Raw genomic sequence first — 22,469 nt, 5'->3', positions numbered from 1 at the left:
GCGGATATCTTACATTTTTATGCGCTGTATTTCCTGGGTGCCCTGCCGTTTTTAAGCGCGCCGCCGCGGCGGCTTTTGCGGGCCGCTTTTGGCACAATGGCACTTGGCTTTGTCGGCCTGGTCTTGCTCGACTATGAGGCCCGTTGCAATTGGCAGACCCTCGCCTATTCGGATTTCTGCACCCTGGAAGGTTTTCTGCGGCACTCGTTTTTTAACGGCTGGCATTCGGTGTTTTCCTGGGTCAGCTTTGTGTTTTTGGGCATGTGGATCTGGCGCAAAAGGGGACGCAGAACCGTTTGATCCTGTGGGGGCTCGCAGCACTGCCAGGGCTGATCCTCAAGGATCCACAACTGGCTGAGCTCCTGGGCACCGCCTCACTGCCGCCGGGGCCCTGCTACCTGATTGCCGCCAGTGGCAGCGCCTGGGTGATGATCGGAGCGATGCTGCGCCTGGGCACCCTGCTGGACCGGATCGGCCTGGCCGAATGGATGGCAACACCGGGGCGTATGGCGCTCAGCCTCTATGTTGCCCATATCCTGCTGGGCATGGGCACGCTTGAGGCCATGGGGCTGTTGGATGGCTCGCTGTCGCCAGAGACCATCTTTGGCTTCAGCCTCGGTTTCTGTGCCCTGTCGATGGTGCTGACCTGGGTTTGGACCCTTCTCACCCCGCGCGGCCCCCTCGAAGCGCTGATGCGGCGGGTCGCTGAGATTTTCCGTTGACCTTCCACCAAACGGCTGTCTTTGCTTTGCTGACCCAGGAGAGGAAAGAGAGAAACTATGGACTTCACACTTTGGCTGGCCTTTGCCTCCGCCTCTGCAGCCCTGCTGCTGATCCCCGGCCCCACTGTCCTGCTGGTGCTGAGCTATGCCCTGTCCAAGGGGCGCCAGGTGGCAGTGGCCTCTGCCCTGGGCGTGGCCTTTGGTGATCTCATCGCCATGACCGCATCCCTGGCCGGGCTTGGCGCCTTGGTCATGGCCTCGGCAACACTGTTCACCGCGCTGAAATGGGTTGGCGCGGCCTATCTTCTGTGGCTGGGTGTCAAGCTGTGGCGCAGTGCCTCTGGCAGCAGCGGATTGGAGCAACTGGCCAGCCCGGATGCGGTGACCGCGCGGGGGATCTTTGGCCATACGGCTGTGGTCACCGCGCTGAATCCCAAATCCATCGCCTTTTTCATCGCCTTTGTGCCGCAGTTCCTCCGCCCAGGCGAGGCGCTGGCCCCCCAGTTTATGATCCTGATTGCCACCTTCGTGGCGCTGGCTGCAGTCAATGCCATGGCCTATGCGCTGCTGGCGGATCGTCTGCGGCTCTGGATCTCGCGCCCCAAGGCAATTGCCAATCTGACCCGGGTCGGTGGGGGCGCGCTCATTGCAATGGGACTGGCCACCGCGCTGCTGCGCCGCCCGACCTGACGTTCCCTGCGGGATCAGCCTGCTTGCCTCTTGCACGCGGGGGCAGCTTGGGCCAAACCCTGCGGGCCAAACCCCAGAGACCGTCCCAGTTGGCTGAGACGCAAGAGGCAAAGCGCTGTCTTGTCGCCAATCAGCCAAGACCAGCCAAGCAGGAGAAAGCCTAGCCATGCCCAGAAGATCCGCCGTGAAAGACTATATCCGTACCATCGTCGATTTCCCACATGAGGGCATCATGTTTCGCGATGTCACCACGCTCTTTGCCGATCCCCGCGGATTTCGTATGGCCATTGATCAGATGCTGCACCCCTACGCCGGGGAGCGGATCGACAAAGTGGTGGGTCTGGAGGCCCGTGGTTTTATCATCGGCGGGGCCATTGCCCATCAGCTGAGCGTTGGTTTTGTTCCCATCCGCAAAAAAGGCAAATTGCCGGGCCGCACCCTGAGCCAGGAATACAAACTGGAATACGGCGAAGCCATTGTGGAGATCCATGAAGACGCAATCCAGCCCGGCGAAAAAATTCTGGTGGTAGATGACCTCCTGGCCACCGGCGGCACCGCCTCTGCCGGCATCAAACTGATCGAACGCCTGGGCGGAGAGATCATCTCCTGCGCCTTTATCGTTGACCTGCCGGATCTTGGCGGTCGCAAGGTTTTGGAAGACCTCGGCATGGATGTGCATGTTCTGTGTGAATTTGAAGGCGAATAAACGAGACATCCTGGAGCAGGATGGAGCGCCCCTGACGCGGGACTGCCAACAGGCAAGCCAGTGTGCAAAAGCGGGGGGCTCCCGCCCGTCAGGTCTCCCCTAAAGGGGAAACCTTCCCGTTGGGCATGGCCTTTTTGGCTCATTGAGCCAAAAAGGCGCGCCGCGCGTCAGCGCGGCGCCCGGCCCAAGCGGCCCTTCCTCCCTTTAGGAGGGAGTAGGCCGGGCGGGAGCCCCGCCTTGTTCTTCTCCCAAGTTCTGGCCTCTTGTTCTGGCCTCTTGTTCTGGACTGGCCTCAGCCTCAAGGCTCCTGTGACGGAAGAACTGCGCCAGGGTTCATGATCCCCCGGGGGTCCAGAGCCTGTTTGATGGACCGCATCGCCGCGAGTTTCACCGGGTCGCCATAGGACTGCAGATCCGCAACCTTCATCCGACCCACGCCATGTTCCGCGCTAAAAGACCCACCCATGTCCTGCACCAGATCATGCACCACGGTTTTCACCGCACCGCGCAGGTCGTCATAGTCGCTGCGCGCCCTCCCCGTCGCGGGAAAGACATTGTAATGCAGGTTGCCATCGCCCAAATGGCCAAAACAATTGACCCGCATATCGCCCTGCCCCAAAGCAGCAATTGCCTCACCTCCGCGTCGAATAAAATCCGGAATATCCGAGATCGGCACCGAAATGTCGTGGCTTGAAATTGACCCGACCAGACGGTTGGCCTCGGGGATTTGCTCTCGGACCGCCCACAGCGCCTGGGCCTGCGCCTTGGACTGCGCGATCACCCCGTCCTCAGCCAATCCAGCCTCAACAGAGGCTTCAAACAGATCGGACAAGGCGACAACCGGATCCTGCCCACGGGCCAGCCCCAGATCAATCAGCACCGACCATTCCGGCGCCTGTGCAAAGGGTTGGCGCAGCTGCGGCAGATGCTGGGCGAGAAACTCCAGCCCCTGGCGATGCATCAGCTCAAACGCACTCACCGCCTCCCCCAGCTGATCCCGCGCCAGTGCCAGCAGCGCAATTGCGGCCTGGGGCGACGGCACCACAAAAAGCGCCACTCCCTGGTGCGCCGGGATCGGGGACAGCTTCAGGGCGGCGGCAGTGATCACCCCCAATGTGCCCTCCGAGCCGATCAGGAGGTTGCGCAGATCATAGCCGGTATTGTCCTTGCGCAGCCGCGTCAGCCCGTGCCAGATTTCGCCGCTTGGCAAAACAGCCTCCAGCCCCAGGCAGAGTTCGCGGGCATTGCCATAGCGCAGCACATTCACCCCGCCTGCATTGGTCGCCAGGTTGCCGCCGATGCGCGCTGTCCCCTCCGCCGCCAGAGACAGCGGAAACAGCCGTTGCTGCGCCAGGGCCGCCTGCTGCACATCGGCCAGAATGGCCCCGGCTTCGGCCAGGATGACGTTTTCCTGCGGATAGACAGCGCGGATCCGGGCCATACGTTCCAGTGACATCACCAAAGGCGCTGCCCCCTCCGGCTTCACCTGGCCGCCAACCAACCCGGTGCCACCACCGTAGGGCACCACCGGCACACGGGCGGCATTGGCGGCGCGCAGAAGAACTGCCACCTCGGCAGCGCTGCTGGGCTTGGCCAAAAGCCCCGCCTGCCCCTGGTAGCGCCCGCGCGGCTCCTCCAGGTATCTCGGCGCGCAGGGGCACAACACCCCCTCGGGCAAGGAAGCGGACAGGCTGGCGGCGAAGGCGGCATCGGCGGGTGTATATCTCATACCCCTGCATCTCTAATCCAAGCCCCCATGGCAAGCTTTTCTCGCTCGCCTTCCCCGGCAAAAAAGAGACCACCGGTTAGAAATATTCCCAAACGCGGTGATAGACGCACCTGCAACACGCGGTAGCGCGGCGGCCGATAGATGCAACCGCGCCGCGCGATAGCGCGGCGCCGGGCCCAACCCTGGGTGATAGATCCGGGCCGTCAGGCACAGATCTATCGCATAAGGGGCGGGAGAGCCCGCTTTCATCGTCCAGCATGTCCGATAATACGCCCCAGACAACAGGCCCAGATACTGGACCTGACAACAGCGCCAGGCTCTACCCCGCCTGTGTACGGCCCCGACGGTCATGGCGCAGAGCAGCATAAAGAACATGGGTGCGCCAGCGTCCGGCAATTTGCAGATAAGACTGGGCAACACCCTCGTATTTGAACCCCGATTTCTCCAACAACCCACGAGACGCGGCATTTTCCGGCAGGCAGGCTGCTTCGATCCGGCTGAGATCCAGTTTGCCATAGGCATAGTGCACCACCGCGCCAATGGCCTCGCGCATATAGCCCTTGCGACCAAAGGTTTGCCCGGTCCAATAGCCCAGCGTCCCGGCCATGGCCGGACCGCGCCGAATATTGTCCAGAGTAATGGCCCCGACAATCACCTGATCCGCGCGCCGGATCAAAAACAGCGGCACCGCCGTGCCAGCCGAGACTGAGCGCTGCGCCCAATAGACCCGGTTGGTAAAGCTCTTGCGCCCCAGATGGTCCGGCGCCCAGGCGGGCTCCCAGGGGGTGAGATAGTCCCGACTTTGCAGTCGCAACGCCGCCCAGGCCTGAAAATCAGAATGCACCGGCGGGCGCAGCGTCAGCCGCTCGGTCTCAAGTCGAAGTTTGCGACGGCTCAGCAGCATCAGGCAACACGGCGCGCCTGCAGCGCGGCGAGGCTTGGCGCGCCCTCAACAGGCCCATAAAGCGCCATTGCCGCCGGGGCGTGCACCGCAAGCTGTTCCGCCATGGCGCGCACATCCGCAGTGCTGACGGCATCAATCAGTTTCACCGTCTCCTCCAGGGCAGGCACCCGGTCCCAGATCTGCACCAGACGCGCCAGACGTTCGGCGCGGTTGGTGGGGCTTTCCAGCCCCATCAGCATACCTGCCTTCATCTGCGCCCGGGCGCGCTCCACCTCGGCATCCGACATATCTGTTGCGGCGCGCTTCATCTCGTCCACGGTGATATGGGCGAGTTCCTCAACCTGATCCGCAGAGGTGCCGGCATAGATCGTGGTGCTGCCAGTATCAGCATGGGCACCAGCCTGGGCAAAGATGGTATAGCAAAGCCCGCGTTTTTCCCGCACTTCCTGGAACAGACGGCTGGACATGCCGCCACCCATCACCCCCGAATAGATCTGCGCCGTATAAATGGCGTCATCCCGGTAACCGGGACTTTCAAAGGAGAGGGCAAAATGCGCCTGTTCCAGATCCTTGGTGTGACGGGCTTCACCACCGGTAAACTGCGCAGGCTTCATCGCCAGCGCAGGCTGTGGCTTCATGTCGCCAAACAGGTCTTCGGCCAGTTTGACCAGCTCGGCGTGATCCACCGCGCCGGCAGCCGACAGGATCATCTGGCCCGGGCCATAGTGTTCTGACACAAACTGCGTCAGATCCTCGCGCGTAAAGGCACTAACGCGCTCAGCCGGGCCCAGAATGGTGCGGCCCAGCGGCTGGTTGTGATAGCTTTGCTCTTGCAGCCAATCAAAGATCACGTCGTCCGGCGTGTCCAGCGCCTGGCCGATCTCTTGCAGGATCACGCCGCGCTCGACCTCGATCTCGCGCGGATCAAACACCGGGTTGCGCAGAATATCCGCCAATACGTCCAGCGCCAGCGGCACATCATCCTGCAGCACCCGCGCGTAATAGGCGGTCACCTCGCGCGAGGTATAGGCGTTGATATAGCCGCCCACATCCTCGACCGCCTCGGCAATCTGCAGAGAGCTGCGCCGCTTGGTGCCCTTGAACGCCATATGCTCCAGAAAATGCGCAATGCCGTTCTGCTCCAGCCGTTCATTGCGGCCACCTGCGGTCACCCAAATCCCGATCGAGGCGGATTGCAGACCCGGCATGGCCTCGGTGACGATGCGAAAGCCATTGGCCAGTTGGTGCTGTTGGACGCTCACTGAATAGATCTCATTATGCGATATTCTTTCTGATGTGGTCTTCGATTGCCACCAGATCATTGGCGATCCGGCTCAGGCGTTCCTCCCGCTCATACAGATCCGCCATACGGTCCGGCAAGTCCGGATATTGACCAGAGGCCTTTTCCACCGCTGCCGGGAATTTTGCCGGATGCGCGGTCGCCAGGGTAATCATCGGCACATGAGCCTCACGCTGCTCTGCGGCGACCTTTACCGCAACCGCGCCATGGGGACACAGAAGCTCGCCGGAGGCGGCAAGCTCGGATTTGATTGTCGCCAGAGTTTCCTCTTCCGAGGCACGGCCCGACTTATAGGTTTCCGACAGCGCCTGCATCGCCCCCTGGCTCACCTCAAAACCGCCGGACTGCAGTTCGTCCATCAACTGCGCCACGGCGCTGGCGTCTTTGTCATAGGCAAAATAAAGCGCGCGTTCAAAGTTGGACGAGACCTGGATGTCCATTGAGGGCGAAATAGACGGGACAGTTTCGCCCTTGTGATAGCCCTTCCCCTCCAGGCAGCGGTGCAGAATGTCGTTCTGGTTGGTGGCCACCACCAGATCCTTGATCGGCAGCCCCATCTGCTTGGCAATGTAGCCGGCAAAGATATCGCCAAAGTTACCGGTGGGCACGGTAAAGCTCACCTCGCGCTGTGGCGCCCCAAGGCTGACCGCAGAGGAGAAATAATAGACCACCTGCGCCAGCACCCGCGCGATATTGATCGAATTCACCCCGGCGAGTTTGACGCCATCGCGGAAGTCAAAATCGTTGAACATGTCTTTGACGCGGGCCTGGCAATCATCAAAGTCACCATCCAGCGCCAGCGCATGTACGTTCTTGTCGGCAGGGGTGGTCATCTGGCGGCGCTGCACCTCGGACACCCGGCCATGCGGATACAGAATAAAGACATCTACATTGCTCAGGCCGCGAAAGGCCTCCATCGCGGCGGAGCCGGTATCACCCGAGGTGGCGCCGGCGATGGTGACCCGGTCACCTCGGCGTTCCAGGGCCACCTGAAACAGCTGACCAATCAGCTGCATGGCAAAGTCTTTAAAGGCAAGGGTTGGGCCGTGGAACAGCTCCAGCAGGAAGTGATTGGGCGCCAGTTGTTTCAGCGGTGCGCGGGCGGCATGGCCAAAACCGGCATAGGCGCGAGAGATGATGCCGCGAAATTCCTCGTCCGAGAAACAATCGCCCAGAAAGGGCCTCATCACCCGAAAGGCGGTTTCCTCATAAGACAGGCCCGACAGGGCGGCGATCTCATCGTGGCTGAGGGTTGGGATCTCGGCAGGCACATAAAGCCCGCCATCACGGGCCAGACCGGTGAGCATGGCCTCTTCGAATGTCAGCTCGGGCGCCTGGCCCCGGGTGGAGATATATTTCATCGCTTCAACCTTCGGATTTGGCGCGCGAACGCCATAGGAAAGAGGCGGTCATCGCGGCCCAGATGAAGGCCAGCGAAAACCAGGTGATCGCATATTGCAAGTGGTCATTGGCAATCAAGGCAGTGCCAACGGGCATCAGCTTGATCGCACTGTGTTCAGAGGGGGCTTCGCGCAGCACTACCAGCACCGGATCGGTGCTCAGCGCCTGCGCCATCAGCGCCACATCGCGCCCGTACCAGATATTGGCCTCGATCTCGGGCGCTGGGGTGAAATCATCGGTATCATCCGGCCAGAGCAGGTTGCCAACCAGACTGGCAGGGCCAATCACCCGTTGGTCAGCCTTGGCACTGGCGCGCACGTAGCCCCGGTCCAGCATCAGGCGTTGGCCCTGGGTGGTCACAAACGGGGCGATAATGCGATAGCCGGCGCCCAGATCCTTGACGCTGGTAAAGACATGTAGCTCCCCCTCCAGGATTTCGCCCTCCAGCTGGACGGCAAGGTATTTATCCCGCTCTGGGCTGGGGCTTGCGGGCAGCGCCACCGGATCAGCCGCAATGCGGGTCTCGATGGTCTCCAGAACACCCTGTTTCCAGGCCAGACGCTGCACCTGCCAGGTGCCCAGCCCCAGCAAGGTCGCAAGTCCAAGCCCGCCAATGACGGAGAGGAAAATCAGTCGCTGCATGTCAGTCCCGATTGCAACAAAAAACAGCGCATGAGTTTCCCCATGCGCTGTGCTTGATACGGTCTGTTGCCTGGTTTTGAAACCTCAAACATGTACCCGGTACATTCCACCGGACATCTGTTTGCCGATTACAGGCCGGAAGTGCCCCAGACGTAGACTGCGAAGAACAGGAATAGCCAGACAACATCCACGAAGTGCCAGTACCAGGCCGCAGCCTCAAAACCGACGTGCTGCTCGGGGGTGAAATCACCCTTGATCGCGCGGATCAGGCAAACCGTCAGAAAGATGGTACCCAGAACAACATGGAAGCCATGGAAGCCTGTTGCCATAAAGAAGTTCGAGTAGAACTCGTCGCCACCAAACTGCCAGCCTTCGTGCAGCAGATGGGCGTATTCGTAGCCCTGAAGGAAGGTGAAGAACAGGCCAAGTACGATACCAATGGACAGGCCCTGGATCAGCGCCTTGCGGTCATTGCTATGCACCAGAGCATGGTGCGCCCAGGTGACGGCACAGCCCGACAGCAGCAGCACAAGCGTGTTGATCAGCGGCAGGTGGAACGGGTCAACCCCGTAGATTTCGGGCTTCACATATTCGGTGCCGAAATATCCTTCCATCGGGTAGATCGCGTGTTTGAAGAACGACCAGAACCAGGCAAAGAAGAACATCACTTCGGACATCACAAAGAGGATGAAACCGTAGCGCAGCCCGATGCGTACAACAGGTGCGTGATCGCCCTGGCGGGCCTCTACGACCATCTGGGACCACCAGTCAAAGCTGATATAGAGCACCAGGGCTAGACCGCCCCAGAACATCCAGGCAGTAATCCCATGCATCCACAGAACTGCGCCGAAGAGCATGATGAAACCGCCAAGAGCTGCCATGAGCGGCAGAATCGATGGAGGCAGAATGTGAAAATCGTGATTTTTAGCGTGCGCCATTTAAGTGTCCCTCACCCGTCGGCCTGGTTCGTAGTAAGATCTGCCCCGGTGTTGTCCCCGGTATCGAGAGCGACATAGCCCTCGGGCAGATCGATTTCATAAAACGTGTACGAAAGCGTTATCGTATGCACGAATTTCCCGTCCCGGTCGGTAACGATTTCCGGGTCGACAAAGAAGGTCACGGGCATTTCCACCCGCTCCCCCGGTTGCAGCACCTGCTCGGTAAAGCAGAAGCAGTCGATTTTTTCAAAAAATGCACCCGCCGAATAGGGCGTCACATTGTAAGAGGCCTGGCCCGCAATGACCCGGTCCGTTGGATTATATGCCTCGTAAAAGGCCAGACCGGTATCACCGATCTTGATCTCCATTTCGCGCTGCACGGGTTTGAATTCCCAGGCAAAGTCGCGCTCTTTGGAGCCGTCAAAACGTATGGTGACCGTCTGGTCCAGCACGGTATCAGAGCCACGCTGGGCCACGCCGGTGACGCCGCCAAAGCCCGTGACCCGGCAGAACCAGTCATAAAACGGTACCGAGGCCCAGGACAGCGCGCCCATGGTGACAACAACTGCCACCAGCTGGAGAACCGTTTTCTGAGGTCCCTGCAGCGCCATCAGTCCTGCTCACTCTGAGTTTGCGGAAACTGGAACCCATTTGACGTCACCTTGACGATGGTCAGAGCCAGCACCAGCACCACAAAGCTGCCCAACAACAGGCCCACGCCCATGTTGCGGCCAAAGCGGCGTTTGTGCAGGTCGTGTTCTTTGTTCAAAGCCATCTTACCAGCCTCCCAATCCGTAGGGTTTCAGCGATGCTTCTACCAGAATGGCACCAAAATGCAGGAAAAGATAAAGCAGCGACAGCTTGAAGAACCTGCGCTCTGCCTTAAAGTCATCCTCTTCCGAGTTGGCTTCATCCCGGCGGAAAATCTTCCAGGCGGCCAGCAGGAACAGGGCATTCATCACAACGGCAACGGCCAGATAGATCGGCCCGCCGATGCCTGAAAAGGATGTTCCAACGGCCAGAATGGCCAGCAGGATTGTATAGACCAGGATATGGACCCGGGTTGCGCGGCGCCCATGGGTTACGGTCAGCATCGGCACGCCCGCATCATCGTAATCCGAGCGCATGAACAGGGCCAGCGCCCAGAAATGCGGCGGCGTCCACATGAAGGTCAGGGCAAACATCAGCCAGGGTTCCACCGACATGGTGCCAGTGGCTGCAATCCAGCCAATCACTGGCGGGAACGCACCGGCTGCGCCACCGATCACGATGTTCTGCGGTGTCGCCCGCTTTAGCCACATGGTGTAGATCACCACATAAAAGAAGATGGTGAAGGCCAGGAAGGCTCCGGCAAAAACATTGGTCGCCAGCGCCAGCATGATCACCGACATGCCCGACAGCGCCAGCCCCAGGCTCAGCGCCTCGCCGGCCTCGACTTTACCGGCGGGAATGGGGCGCGATTTGGTGCGCTTCATCACCTGATCAATGTCGGCGTCCCACCACATGTTCAGCGCACCAGACGCACCCCCGCCGATGGCGATGAACAGAACCGCACAGAACCCAATCACAGGATGCACGCCTACAGGGGCCGCCAACAGGCCAACAAAGGCCGTAAAGACCACCAATGACATCACCCGCGGCTTCAGCAGGGCGAAATAATCGCCAAAGCTGGCCTCGTCTTCACGGGGAGTGCTGGCGTTGATGCTTGCGTCGCTCATCGTAGACCCTTTTGTCGACCAGAAATGCGCAGAACCCTGCGCATTTCTCTCGTTTCATGCCTTTCCCGGCGCGCCACTCTGCGCACCCAAAGAGGCGATTGGTGAGGCGTGCCTCAGTTGGAAGCAACCTGATAGGACTGGGGCAGACCGGCGTATTGGTCGATTGCGCCTTTCAGCCATGCGTCATAGGCCTCTTGGCTGACCACTTTCACAGTGATCGGCATATAGGCGTGGTCCTTGCCGCAAAGTTCGGAACACTGACCAAAGTAGATACCTTCTTTTTCCGCCTTGAACCACAGTTCGGCCAGACGACCAGGAACCGCATCCTGCTTCACGCCAAAGGCGGGAATGGCCCAGGAGTGGATCACGTCGGCACCCGTCACCTGCATCACGATGGTTTTGCCAACCGGCACAACAACCGAAGTATCTGTGGCCAGCAGGAATTCATCTTCGTTGAACCCTGCATCCACCAGTTTGGCGCGCATCGCATCGTCCAAAACAAATGGGGTCACATCTGCATCCGCAGCGCGGACTGTTGCATCCAATGTCGAGGGGTTGCCCAGCATGTAGCTTTCAAAGCCAAAGCCGTGGTCGACATATTCATAGCCCCAGTACCACTGATAGCCTGTCACCTTGATGGTAACGTCCCCTTTGGGGATTTCCTGCTGGCGGAACAGTTCGGGCAGCGAGAAGGAGCCGATGAAGACCAGCACCAGGATTGGGATCAGCGTCCAGGCGATTTCGATGGGCGTGTGGTGGGTAAAAGCGGCAGGTGTTGGATTGGCGCGACGGTTGAAGCGCACAATCGCATAAAGCAGCAGCGCTGCGACAAAAACACAGACCGCAGTGATGATGACAAGAACCATCCCGTCTAGTTTGTGGATACCCTCAGCCAGTTCGGTCCCCGCTGGCTGGAAGTTCAGGCCGCCATTTGTTGGCTTACCAATGGTTTCCAGAGCTTCTTGCGCCATGGCTGGAAGACTGGAAAGGCCAGCAAAAAGGCCCGAAAGCATCAAAGCATTCTTCATATCATGTCCTGATCGTTAGTGATCGATTTATTCTTACAGCCGATTGCGCCCCATGGAGAGTTGATTCCACAAATCGCGCTCGTACCCGTTGTCTTTGGTGCTGCTTAAAATCATATTCAGGCGTACAGATAAAGAGGCAGGCGAGCGTCAAAGCGTCGCTTTCTTGATTTAGATCAAAAAAACCTGAGGTCCGTGACATGGAAAACCCAGCCTTTCGACCCTTTGAAACCCTGCTCCCCGAGGATGAGGCCCTGCCAATCCTGCGCGAAACCCTTGCTGGTGCCGAAGATGGCGAGATTTTTGCCGAACGTCACAAGTCAGAAGCGCTGATGTTTGACGATGGTCGGCTGCGCAGTGCCAGTTATGATGCCTCCGAAGGGTTTGGACTAAGGGCGGTCAACGGCGAGGTGGCTGGATACGCCCATTCCACCGATGTCTCCATAGCCGCCCTGAAGCGGGCCGCGCAGACCGCGCGGCTGGCCATCGGCGCGGGCGGCGGCACCTATGCGGATGCGCCTCAGGCGACCAACAAAAGGCTTTATACCGATGCGGATCCGATTGGCGATCTGCCCTTCCCCGTCAAAGTCGAGACCCTGCGCGAGATTGACGCCTTTGCGCGTGATCTAGATCAAAGAGTGGTGCAGGTCTCGGCCTCGATCGCCGCCTCTTTGCAAGAGATCGAAATTCTGCGCGCCGACGGGGTGCGGGTGCGCGACACCCGGCCGATGACGCGGCTCAATGTCTCGGTGATTGTCGAGCAGGACGGGCGGCGCGAAAGCGGCTCGGCCGGCGGTGGTGGCCGTGTCGGGCTGGACGGGTTGATAGATCCCGCCGCCTGGGCCGCCAAAGCCAAAGAGGCGCTGCGAATTGCTCTGGTCAACCTGGAGGCCGTCCCCGCCCCGGCGGGCGCCATGGAGGTGGTGCTTGGGCCGGGCTGGCCCGGCATTTTGCTGCACGAGGCCATTGGTCATGGGCTGGAAGGCGATTTCAATCGCAAGGGCAGCTCTGCCTTTGCGGGCCTGATGGGCCAGCGCATTGCGGCCCCCGGCGTCACCGTGCTGGATGATGGCACCATCGCTGACCGGCGCGGCTCGATCACCGTGGATGACGAAGGTACCCCGTCGCAAAAGACCACCCTGATCGAGGATGGCATTCTTGTGGGCTTTATGCAGGACCGGCAGAACGCCCGCCTTATGGGGGTTGAGCCAACCGGCAACGGGCGGCGCCAAAGCTACGCCCATGCGCCAATGCCCCGAATGACCAACACCTATATGCTGGGCGGCGAAACAGACCCCGCCGATCTGGTTGCCGGTGTCAAAGACGGCATCTGGGCCGTCGGGTTTGGTGGCGGCCAGGTTGATATTACCAATGGTAAATTTGTCTTCTCCTGCACCGAAGCCTACCGGGTGGAAAACGGCAAGGTGGGCGCCCCGGTCAAAGGCGCCACCCTTATTGGCGATGGCGCCACCGCGCTGAAACAAATCCGCGCACTTGGCAATGACATGGAGCTGGACCCAGGCATGGGCAACTGCGGCAAAGCCGGGCAATGGGTGCCGGTTGGCGTTGGCCAGCCCAGCGTCCTGATGGATGGGCTGACGGTTGGCGGCTCGGCGACCTGACACCACGCACAGAGCCCCCGGCCAGGCATCCAACACAAAAAGACCCGGAGCCAAGCCATTAACAAAGGGGCAAAAACTTATCGTAAATCGTGACGGTAAGATGGGGCTTTATCAGGAACGCGGCCGATTTGGTCGCGTTTTTTTGGGCTTTTTGCGGGCTTTTTCGGCTGAAAACAGGCAAACTGACGCCGGGGACAGAAATCTTTACTGTTAGTTTTCAACACCCTGACGCGGGTTTTACAGGATCTCAACAAATCATGACCATGTTGTCGAAAAACTTTGGATAATTTTCAAACATTCACCGCCTGTTAACTGTTTCAGGGGTATTCCTTTAATTGCAAACAGGCGGAGCCACGGATGACCGAAGAAGCACATTCTTCCACTCACCCCCCACTCCCACCCACCACGGAAGATAGCTGGTTTTCCAGGCTTCGTCTTTTGCGCTCTCGACGCGTAGGCCCAGTGAGTTTTCACCGCCTCCTCGCAGAGCATGGTTCAGCGCAGAACGCGCTGGATGCGTTGCCAAAAATGGCACGTGCCGCCGGAATGTCCGGGTATGAAATATGTCCTGCAAGCGCGGTCACCGCAGAAGTAAAAGCCGCAAAAGCCGCCAAAGCGCGGCTTTTGTGCTTTGATGCCCCGCTCTATCCCCCCGCCCTCGCACAGCTCAGCTCAGCGCCACCGTTGCTCTGGGCGATTGGTGATATACAACTTCTTACGCGACCAATGATTGCCCTGGTCGGCGCCCGCAATGCCTCCTCCTTGGGCACCCGCATGGCGCGCAGTCTGGCCCGCGATCTGGGCGCGGCAGGATTTACCGTGGTGTCGGGTCTGGCGCGCGGCGTGGATACCGCAGCCCATCTCGCCAGTCTGGAGACCGGCACCATTGCGGTTCTGGCCGGGGGCTGCGATGTGATTTACCCCTCGCAAAATACCGAACTGGCCCAACATATCGCCAGCAAGGGCCTGATCCTGTCAGAACAGCCCATGCGGCGGACACCGCAGGCGCGTGATTTTCCCAAACGCAACCGCATCATTGCCGGTCTCGCCCAGGCCGTCATCGTGGTTGAGGCCGCAGGCCGGTCCGGCAGCCTGATCACCGCCCGCGACGCGCTGGATCTGGGACGCGAGGTCATGGCCGTCCCCGGTCACCCCTTTGATGCCCGTGCATATGGCTGCAATGCCCTGATCCGCGACGGCGCGGTTCTGGTGCGCAATGCCGAAGATGTCATTGCAGCACTTGCCCCGGTTACATCTGTGGCATCTGGCAAGACCGCGCCCGCTGCACCGGATGTCCCCAGACCTGCTATGTCTGGTCGCAAGGACATTGTTACAGAAAAACTATCGCAGCTTTCGGCCCTGACACAGGCGCTGGCGGGGGTGCCGACGCCGCCTCCGGAAAAGCGCAGCCTGAAAGAGACCTCGGCGTTGCACCAGATGATTCTGGCCGGTCTTGGCCCCAGCCCGACGGCCTCGGATCAATTGATGCGCGATCTGGAGCTGACGCCGCAGGCTTTTACCCCGGCGCTGACCGAACTGGAGTTAGAGGGCAAGATCAGCCGCATTCCCGGCGGCCTGCTCACCAGGCGCAGCAGCGAGGACAAGAGCGGATAGTAGCACCCGCAACAACAACCACCTGCGCCAAAGACCTTGCATTCCCATCGCCATAGGCGCTCAGCCGCGTTTCAGCCCGCCAATTTCAAGTTGGCCTTTCCCGTTGGCCTGAAGCCCCCGTCATATCTGGAGATATCAATGTCCTGTCACAGCCCCCTGCCCCCTCTTTGCCCCCTCATTTGCGCCCCCTGAGGAAGATCAAAAAACATCCCAAAGGCCACATGGATCAGGTCAGAAAATGCGCCTGACAACTGGCGCAGCTGCTGCGTCCAATGCTCGCTCATTGACATTCTCCCCTTGCGCCGCTGAACTTGCGCGGCCATAGAACGCCCGTTAGTGCACTTAAGAGGCCAAAGAATTACATGCCAGTTGTTGTTGTCGAATCCCCGGCCAAGGCCAAAACAATCAATAAGTACCTGGGGTCGAACTATACCGTTCTGGCATCTTATGGCCATGTACGCGACCTGCCCGCCAAAAACGGATCGGTCGATACGGACAACGACTTTGAGATGACATGGGAGATCGGCAATGACAGCCGCAAACATGTCAAAGCCATCGCCGATGCACTCAAAGAAGACAACGAACTGATTCTCGCAACTGACCCTGACCGCGAAGGCGAGGCCATCAGCTGGCATCTACAAGAGGCGCTGACCAAACGGCGGTCGATCAAAAAGGATACCCCCGTCAGCCGGGTGACTTTTAATGCCATCACCAAAGAGGCCGTTGCCGAGGCCATGCGCAATCCGCGTCAGGTGGATATGCCTCTGGTCGAAGCCTATCTGGCCCGCCGCGCACTTGACTATCTGGTGGGCTTTAACCTGTCGCCGGTTCTGTGGCGCAAACTGCCGGGTGCGCGCTCAGCAGGGCGGGTGCAATCGGTCTGCCTGCGCTTGATCGTTGAACGCGAGATGGAGATCGAGGCGTTTAATCCGCAGGAATATTGGTCAGTCAAAGCCAATATGACCACCCCGCGCGGTCAGGAGTTTGAAGCGCGCCTGACGGTTTTGGCCGGGGATAAGCTCGACAAATACAGCCTGGCCAATTCCACTGCCGCTGAACTGGCCGTGCAGGCGGTTTCCAGCCGCACCATGGTGGCCAAATCGGTTGAGGCCAAACCCGCCTCCCGGAACCCTTCGGCGCCCTTCATGACCTCGACCCTGCAACAAGAAGCCAGCCGCAAATTTGGCATGGGTGCCAAACAGTGCATGAATGCTGCCCAGCGGCTCTATGAGGCTGGCCTTATCACCTATATGCGGACCGATGGTATCGACATGGCGCCAGAGGCCGTGCAGGCCGCCCGCGCAGAAATCAACAGCCGCTATGGCGCTGAATATGTGCCCAGCTCGCCGCGCATCTACAAGAACAAGGCCAAGAACGCCCAGGAAGCCCACGAATGTATCCGCCCCACCGAGATGGGCCGCGACGCCAAAAACCTGAAGGTTTCAGAAGACGACCAGCGCAAGCTGTATGATCTGATCTGGAAACGCACCCTGGCCTGCCAGATGGAAGGCGCACGTCTGGAACGGACCACGGTTGATCTGGGCTCGGACGATGGCCAGGTGGTGCTGCGCGCCACTGGTCAGGTGATGCTGTTTGACGGCTTCCTTCGGGTCTACGAGGAAGGCCGCGACGATGTCGATGTCGTCGACGAGGACGACAAGCGCCTGCCGCAGATCATGCAGGGCGAGGCAATGAAGTTTTCCGCCACCCTGGGGCCACAGGCCGACAAGGCCGGCAAAGACGCCTCGATCCTGTCGGACAACAAGGCGGTTCTGGGGCTGCAGCACCACACGCAACCGCCGCCCCGCTTTACCGAGGCGACTTTGGTCAAGCGCATGGAAGAGCTGGGCATTGGCCGACCCTCCACCTATGCCAGCGTCATCACCACAATTCAGGACCGCGAATATGTCCGCAAGGACAAGAACCGTCTGTTCCCCGAAGACAAGGGGCGCATCGTCACCATCTTCCTGCTGAACTTTTTCCGCACCTATGTGGGCTATGAGTTCACCGCCAATCTGGAAGGCGAGTTGGATGACGTCAGCGCCGGCGGGCGCGATTACAAAGACATCCTGAGCAAATTCTGGCGCGATTTTTCGGCGGCGATCTCAGAAACCTCGGATCTGCGGATCTCCGAAGTGCTGGATGTGCTGGACGAAACCCTGGCGCCACAGCTGTACCCGCCGCGCGAAGACGGCACCGACCCACGCGTCTGCCCAAAATGCGGCGCCGGTCAGCTGCACCTGAAGACCTCGCGCACCGGTGGTTTTGTCGGCTGCGGCAACTACCCCGAGTGCAACTATACCCGGCCCATCTCGGGCGAGGGAGCCGAGGGCTATGAGCGTATTCTAGGCGAGGATGACGGTGATGAAATTCATCTGAAGTCCGGCCGCTTTGGCCCCTATGTGCAACGCGGCGAGGCCACGCCTGAGAACAAGAAACCTCCGCGGTCATCCCTGCCCAAACAAGGCAAGGATTTCCTGCCTGGCTGGGGTCCAAACGAGGTGACGCTGGAACAGGCTGTGACCCTGCTGACCCTGCCGCGTGAAATTGGCCCCCACCCCGAAGGCGGTGTCATTTCATCAAATCTCGGGCGGTTTGGCCCCTATATCATGCACCAGCTGCCGGATGAGGAAAAACCCGTTTACGCCAATCTGAAAGAGACACTGGATGTCTTTGAAATTGGCATGAACCGGGCGATGGAGATGATTACCGAAAAGCGCAACAATCCGGGCCGCGGCCGTCGTGCAGCAGCCAAGGCGCTGGTTGAGTTGGGCGAACACCCCGATGGCGGTGGCGCTGTCAGCATCATGGATGGCCGTTATGGGCCTTATGTCAAATGGGAGAAGGTCAATGCGACTCTGCCCAAAGACGTGGAAGCCAAAGATGTGACCATGGAGATGGCGGTTCAGCTGATCACCGAAAAGGCCGGCAAGTCAGGTGCCAAGAAAAAAGCCCCGGCCAAGAAGAAGGCCCCGGCAAAAAAGGCTGCCCCCAAAAAGCCGACGGCAAAAAAACCAGCGGCAAAAAGCGCCGCACCCAAGAAAGCGCCAGCCCAAAAGGCTGATGACACGGTCTAGGACAGCCTCCCGATCATCCCAGGCGGGGCTCCCGCCCGGATCAGGTGATCCATTGGATCCCCCTCTCCCGTTGGGCCCAGCGCCGCGCCTTTGGCGCGGCGCGTTTGCTTGGGGGTGCCCCAAGCAAACCCCTCTTTTGCGAAAGGCTTGCCACTCATAACCGGCGCTCTGGATCGCGAGGGCGCGCCGGGCGCAGCCCGGCGCCGGGCCCAAGGGTTTTGTGGTGTTTTCGCGCAGCAAAACACCACAAACGCGCGGGAGCCCCCCCCCCCTCTGCCCTTGCCCGCGCGCGCCTTACTGCTCCGTAGTAATACGCGCGCAGCTCAGTATTATTGACTCCGCGTCGTCTCGGGGCCAGAACCGGGGCAACTGGCTGTTGATGGGAGAACTCAATGAAGAAGATCTATTCCAGCGCCGCTGAAGCACTCGATGGGTTGCTTCATGATGGCATGTTCATTGCGGCGGGCGGCTTTGGCCTCTGTGGCATTCCAGAGCTGTTGCTCGATGCAATCAAGGAGGCCGGCACCAAGGATCTGACCTTTGCCTCCAACAATGCAGGTGTTGACGATTTTGGCATTGGCATCCTGTTGCAGACCAAGCAGGTCAAGAAGATGATCTCTTCTTATGTGGGGGAAAACGCGGAATTCATGCGTCAGTATCTCAGCAATGAGCTGGAGCTGGAGTTCAACCCGCAGGGCACCCTGGCTGAGCGCATGCGTGCAGGCGGCGCCGGCATCCCCGGTTTTTATACCAAAACCGGCGTCGGCACTGTTATTGCTGAGGGCAAAGAGCACAAGGATTTCCCCACCGGCCCCGAGGGCCAGCCCGAGACCTATATCATGGAAGAGGGCATTTTTGCCGATCTTGCCATCGTAAAAGCCTGGAAAGCCGACGAGACCGGCAATCTGGTGTTCCGCAAGACCGCGCGCAACTTCAACGCGCCTGCTGCCACCTGCGGCAAGGTCTGCATTGTTGAGGTCGAAGAGATCGTGCCCACGGGCAGCCTGGACCCCGACAGTATTCACCTGCCCGGCATCTATGTGCACCGCATCATCAAAGGTGATCACGAGAAACGCATCGAACAGCGCACAGTGCGCCAGAAGGAGGCCTGATCCATGGCATGGGACCGCAATCAAATGGCCGCCCGCGCAGCGCAGGAACTGCAGGACGGCTGGTATGTGAACCTCGGCATCGGTATCCCGACCCTGGTCTCCAACTACATCCCCGAAGGTGTCGAAGTGACACTTCAGTCGGAAAACGGCATGTTGGGCATGGGCCCCTTCCCCTTTGAGGGAGAAGAGGACGCCGATCTGATCAATGCTGGCAAGCAGACCATCACCGAGCTGCCGCAGACCGCCTATTTTGATTCCGCACAAAGCTTTGCGATGATCCGGGGCGGCAAGATCGCCATGGCCATCCTGGGCGCGATGGAAGTGGCCGAAAACGGCGACCTGGCAAACTGGATGATCCCAGGCAAGCTGGTCAAGGGTATGGGCGGCGCCATGGATCTGGTGGCTGGTGTTGGCCGCGTTGTGGTGGTCATGGATCACACCAACAAACATGGCGACAGCAAGGTGCTGAAAGACTGCACCCTGCCTCTGACCGGTCAGAAAGTTGTGGATCGCATCATCACCAATCTTGGTGTGCTGGATGTGGTCGAAGGTGGCCTGAAGATCGTCGAATGCGCCGATGGTGTCTCCGAAGAAGAGCTGCGTGCAGCCACCCAGGCAACCATCGTCAACTAAGTCGAAATGACCTGTCATCCGGCGCTTTGGTGACAGGTCGGCTATTGCAAACGGCTCATCTCAGTTTGAGATGAGCCGTTTTTGTGTCTCCCCGTTGTCATAACGCTTGTGCGGCATCGGGGACCCTGACCTTAACGTAAGGTAACAAGCGTCCTCACCGGGGCGGAAGAAATGCCGCGAATGTCATTTTTAATGCGCCTTTTTCGGGGGCATAAAGTCGCTGTGACCACATTGTGGGCAAAATTAACTTGCCAAGCGACACAGGTAGTTTATCCGAAGGCACATATTCAAAAAATACGGCAGGCGCATGACAAACTCCAATGACCTTCCCAAACCGCAGCCTACTGAGCGGTCTTCGCGCGATTGGGTGAAGATTTTGGCGAAATACCGCGAGCCCAACGAGCTGCGCAGCGGCTTTGAACTGGGGGTCAGCGCTATTCCGTTCTTTCTGCTCTGGGCGCTGGCTTGGTGGGCCTTGTCCTATAGCTACTGGCTGGCTTTTGCGATCTCGCTGGTGAATGCCGCCTTTTTGCTCCGCCTGTTCACCATTCAGCACGACTGCGGCCATGGCGCCTTTTTCAAAAACCGGCAGCTGAGCGACTGGGTTGGTCGGCTCCTGGGTGTGTTGACCCTCACCCCCTATGATGTCTGGCGGCGGACCCATTCAGAGCATCACAGCGCTGCAGGCAATCTTGACAAGCGCGGCATGGGGGATGTGCATACGCTGACCGTGGCCGAGTATCGGGCGCTGTCGCCCTTTGGCAAGCTGCACTACCGGGTCTACCGCAGCCCCGTCACACTGTTTGGTCTGGGGCCTAGCTATCTGTTTTTGCTGCAAAACCGCATTCCTTTGGGGCTGATGAAAAGCCTGCGCTACTGGACCAGCGCCATGGGTACAAATATTGCCATTCTGGCAGCCCTGGGCGCGATCTGGTATTTTGGTGGCCTGCTGCCGCTGTTGCTGATCTTCCTGCCCTCGACCATTCTGGCGGCCACCGCCGGGGTCTGGTTGTTCTATGTGCAGCATCAGTTTGAAACCACCCACTGGGAAAACGCTTCCGACTGGCAACTGCATGATGCGGCGCTCAACGGCAGTTCCTATTACGTGCTGCCATCGGTCTTGCAGTGGTTTACCGCCAATATCGGCATTCACCAGGTGCATCACCTCTATAGCCGTATCCCCTTTTACCGGCTGACCGAGGTGATCAAAGATCATTCCGAACTGGCGATGAAGAACCGGCTCACCATCCGCGAGAGCCTGAGCTGTGCCAAACTGCATCTCTGGGACGAAGACAGCAAACGCCTGCTGTCTTTCTCGCAGGCGCGAGCCCTTTACGGGTAAGCACGCAGCCAGACAGCACAACCATCATGCGGGGCCCATGTGGCCCCGTTTTTTGTGGACCCGTCAGTTTTCACACGACAACTGGCGGTGAGAGCGCCCGCGTCATATCCATGCGCAAACGGCTGTCATAGTTCACTGGTGGCATGTGTTCCCGGCTGCGTCAGAGCCCCGGTTATCTGCTGATTGGCCAGTCGAAACCGGCTTTATTTGGTACGGCGAAACACACAGCCATCGCTGATCAGCTCAGGTGGTGTCAGGCACAGCGCCCGCGCCACCTGATAGGCTGCCAGCACCTTTGGCACATAGTCACGGGTTTCGGCAAAGGGCGGCACGCCTTGGTGCGCCCGTACCGCCCCTTCGCCTGCGTTATAGCCTGCCAGCGCCAAAACAGCATCCCCGGCAAACTCGTCAAGCAGCCAATCCAGATATTTGATGCCACCGCTGATGTTCTGCTCTGCCGCCAAAGCATCAGTGACGCCAAAACGCGCCGCAGTATCCGGCATCAACTGCATCAGCCCCTCAGCCCCGGCGCTGCTCACCGCCTCTGCCTTGCCGGCAGATTCCACCGCGATCACTGCCAACACCAGTGCTGGTGACACCTGGCTATCCGCTGAGGCGATCAAGATCGGCACCGCCTGTTCTTGGATAATCTGCTGCATCAGCTGCAGGCCAGGTGCCGAAACCGGTGTTGGCGCTGTCTTAAGCGCCGTCAGCGCCAGCTCGAGCCGATTGTGCCCCGCCTCCCCCGCGATCCCGGTTGGAACCCGCTGCCAGAACCAACCATAGCGGCCAATATCCCCCGGCACAGCAGCCGCGCTGTCTGCGGCACTGCCGCCCCCGGACAGAGGTGCTGTCTGCGGTTCCTGGATCTGTATGGTGATCTTTGGCGGCGCGCCAGGCTTGGGTGCAGCCACCCGTCTGGCCTCAAATGTTGGAAAAGCCCGCGGTGTGGACCGTGTCTCGCCGACCTCAACCTGTTGGGCTGCGGACTCCGCCGCCCCAAGTGCCAAAACAAGCGGGGCAATTATTAATTTCAGCCCCAATAGAGATCTTTTGGTCATTTTACCGCTCAAAACTTAGGTCTTTTTTCCGGCAGACTCGCCGATCCTGGCGGGAAAAGCCAGTTTTACAGACTCAAATCTGGCAGTTTCGCCATATTTGGCGCCTTTCGCCCCAGCAAAGCCCCGAGGATTGACAAAAAGTAAATTCTTAAATTGTTCCATTACAGGTACTTACCTGCGAACTTGCCAAAAAGTTAAAATTGGGCAGCGATTTTCAGAATCCGGCCCAATTC

The 22,469-nt window shown here is 59.5% G+C and carries 22 protein-coding genes; 10 read left to right on the top strand and 12 right to left on the bottom strand.

The features are described 5' to 3' along the window. Positions 1-96: 96 nt before the first annotated feature. The 4 genes from ARCT_RS28610 to ARCT_RS0106775 all read left to right on the top strand — a co-directional run bounded on the left by ARCT_RS28610 (position 97) and on the right by ARCT_RS0106775 (position 2,118). Entirely contained in the window at positions 97-300 is a 204-nt protein-coding gene (locus ARCT_RS28610) for a hypothetical protein (protein WP_051360580.1), read from the top strand. Continuing rightward, positions 297-722, top strand: coding sequence for a DUF418 domain-containing protein (locus tag ARCT_RS28605; RefSeq protein WP_051360579.1), 426 nt, complete (start codon positions 297-299; stop codon positions 720-722). Before ARCT_RS28610 ends, ARCT_RS28605 begins: the two co-directional genes overlap by 4 nt. Positions 723-779: 57 nt before the next feature. Next, positions 780-1,412 (top strand): LysE family translocator, encoded by a 633-nt coding sequence (locus ARCT_RS0106780; protein ID WP_027239383.1) that lies wholly within the window; start codon positions 780-782, stop codon positions 1,410-1,412. Between the two features lie 166 nt (positions 1,413-1,578). Continuing rightward, positions 1,579-2,118 (top strand): adenine phosphoribosyltransferase, encoded by a 540-nt coding sequence (locus ARCT_RS0106775; protein WP_027239382.1) that lies wholly within the window; start codon positions 1,579-1,581, stop codon positions 2,116-2,118. Between the two features lie 298 nt (positions 2,119-2,416). Here ARCT_RS0106775 and ARCT_RS0106770 read toward each other — a convergent pair whose 3' ends face one another. The 10 genes from ARCT_RS0106770 to coxB form a co-directional block, all read right to left on the bottom strand. Beyond that, entirely contained in the window at positions 2,417-3,847 is a 1,431-nt protein-coding gene (locus ARCT_RS0106770) for an FAD-binding oxidoreductase (RefSeq protein WP_027239381.1), read from the bottom strand. A 319-nt stretch (positions 3,848-4,166) separates the two neighbouring features. Then, complete coding sequence (locus ARCT_RS0106765) at positions 4,167-4,751, bottom strand: GNAT family N-acetyltransferase (protein ID WP_027239380.1); 585 nt, start codon at positions 4,749-4,751, stop codon at positions 4,167-4,169. Further along, positions 4,751-6,013 (bottom strand): M16 family metallopeptidase, encoded by a 1,263-nt coding sequence (locus tag ARCT_RS0106760; RefSeq protein WP_027239379.1) that lies wholly within the window; start codon positions 6,011-6,013, stop codon positions 4,751-4,753. The genes ARCT_RS0106765 and ARCT_RS0106760 overlap by 1 nt, the downstream gene beginning before the upstream one ends. Positions 6,014-6,026: 13 nt before the next feature. Continuing rightward, complete coding sequence (gene thrC, locus ARCT_RS0106755; protein ID WP_027239378.1) at positions 6,027-7,412, bottom strand: threonine synthase; 1,386 nt, start codon at positions 7,410-7,412, stop codon at positions 6,027-6,029. Between the two features lie 4 nt (positions 7,413-7,416). After that, the gene (locus tag ARCT_RS0106750) at positions 7,417-8,094 is read right to left on the bottom strand and encodes an SURF1 family protein (RefSeq protein WP_027239377.1); all 678 of its coding nucleotides are present in this window, start codon (positions 8,092-8,094) and stop codon (positions 7,417-7,419) included. Positions 8,095-8,222: 128 nt separating this feature from the next. Then, positions 8,223-9,032, bottom strand: a complete 810-nt coding sequence (locus ARCT_RS0106745; protein ID WP_027239376.1) for a cytochrome c oxidase subunit 3 — start codon at positions 9,030-9,032, stop codon at positions 8,223-8,225. A gap of 11 nt (positions 9,033-9,043) precedes the next feature. Further along, positions 9,044-9,643, bottom strand: coding sequence for a cytochrome c oxidase assembly protein (locus ARCT_RS0106740; RefSeq protein WP_027239375.1), 600 nt, complete (start codon positions 9,641-9,643; stop codon positions 9,044-9,046). After that, entirely contained in the window at positions 9,643-9,807 is a 165-nt protein-coding gene (locus ARCT_RS0106735) for a hypothetical protein (protein WP_027239374.1), read from the bottom strand. Before ARCT_RS0106735 ends, ARCT_RS0106740 begins: the two co-directional genes overlap by 1 nt. Position 9,808: 1 nt before the next feature. Next, complete coding sequence (gene cyoE, locus ARCT_RS0106730) at positions 9,809-10,750, bottom strand: heme o synthase (protein WP_027239373.1); 942 nt, start codon at positions 10,748-10,750, stop codon at positions 9,809-9,811. Between the two features lie 113 nt (positions 10,751-10,863). Next, a complete protein-coding gene (coxB, locus tag ARCT_RS0106725) occupies positions 10,864-11,778 on the bottom strand; it encodes a cytochrome c oxidase subunit II (protein WP_027239372.1) in 915 nt (304 codons plus the stop codon). A gap of 197 nt (positions 11,779-11,975) precedes the next feature. Between coxB and tldD the strand changes: the two genes are divergently transcribed. The 6 genes from tldD to ARCT_RS0106685 all read left to right on the top strand — a co-directional run bounded on the left by tldD (position 11,976) and on the right by ARCT_RS0106685 (position 21,175). Continuing rightward, positions 11,976-13,397: a metalloprotease TldD gene (gene tldD, locus ARCT_RS0106720; RefSeq protein WP_027239371.1), complete on the top strand. Its 1,422-nt coding sequence runs from the start codon at positions 11,976-11,978 to the stop codon at positions 13,395-13,397. A gap of 357 nt (positions 13,398-13,754) precedes the next feature. After that, entirely contained in the window at positions 13,755-15,011 is a 1,257-nt protein-coding gene (gene dprA / locus ARCT_RS0106715; RefSeq protein WP_027239370.1) for a DNA-processing protein DprA, read from the top strand. 362 nt (positions 15,012-15,373) lie between these two features. Beyond that, positions 15,374-18,088 (top strand): type I DNA topoisomerase, encoded by a 2,715-nt coding sequence (gene topA / locus ARCT_RS0106705; RefSeq protein WP_027239369.1) that lies wholly within the window; start codon positions 15,374-15,376, stop codon positions 18,086-18,088. A gap of 392 nt (positions 18,089-18,480) precedes the next feature. After that, positions 18,481-19,200 carry a CoA transferase subunit A gene (locus ARCT_RS0106695; protein WP_027239368.1) on the top strand — a complete coding sequence of 240 codons (720 nt, stop codon included), beginning with the start codon at positions 18,481-18,483 and terminating at the stop codon, positions 19,198-19,200. A gap of 3 nt (positions 19,201-19,203) precedes the next feature. Continuing rightward, positions 19,204-19,833: a 3-oxoacid CoA-transferase subunit B gene (locus ARCT_RS0106690; RefSeq protein ID WP_027239367.1), complete on the top strand. Its 630-nt coding sequence runs from the start codon at positions 19,204-19,206 to the stop codon at positions 19,831-19,833. 307 nt (positions 19,834-20,140) lie between these two features. Beyond that, on the top strand, positions 20,141-21,175 hold the full coding sequence (locus ARCT_RS0106685; RefSeq protein ID WP_027239366.1) for a fatty acid desaturase: 1,035 nt from the start codon (positions 20,141-20,143) through the stop codon (positions 21,173-21,175). A 203-nt stretch (positions 21,176-21,378) separates the two neighbouring features. Here the strand turns inward: ARCT_RS0106685 and ARCT_RS25570 are convergent, their stop codons facing one another. Both ARCT_RS25570 and ARCT_RS27915 read right to left on the bottom strand, forming a co-directional pair. Next, the gene (locus tag ARCT_RS25570) at positions 21,379-22,236 is read right to left on the bottom strand and encodes a lytic transglycosylase domain-containing protein (RefSeq protein ID WP_036784532.1); all 858 of its coding nucleotides are present in this window, start codon (positions 22,234-22,236) and stop codon (positions 21,379-21,381) included. A 15-nt stretch (positions 22,237-22,251) separates the two neighbouring features. Continuing rightward, positions 22,252-22,398 (bottom strand): hypothetical protein, encoded by a 147-nt coding sequence (locus ARCT_RS27915; RefSeq protein ID WP_154665322.1) that lies wholly within the window; start codon positions 22,396-22,398, stop codon positions 22,252-22,254. Positions 22,399-22,469 lie beyond the last annotated feature (71 nt).

Source organism: Pseudophaeobacter arcticus DSM 23566, assembly GCF_000473205.1.
Taxonomy (GTDB): domain Bacteria; phylum Pseudomonadota; class Alphaproteobacteria; order Rhodobacterales; family Rhodobacteraceae; genus Pseudophaeobacter; species Pseudophaeobacter arcticus.
The sequence above is the reverse complement of the archived record's forward strand: the minus strand, read 5'-3'. Positions and strand labels throughout refer to the sequence as shown.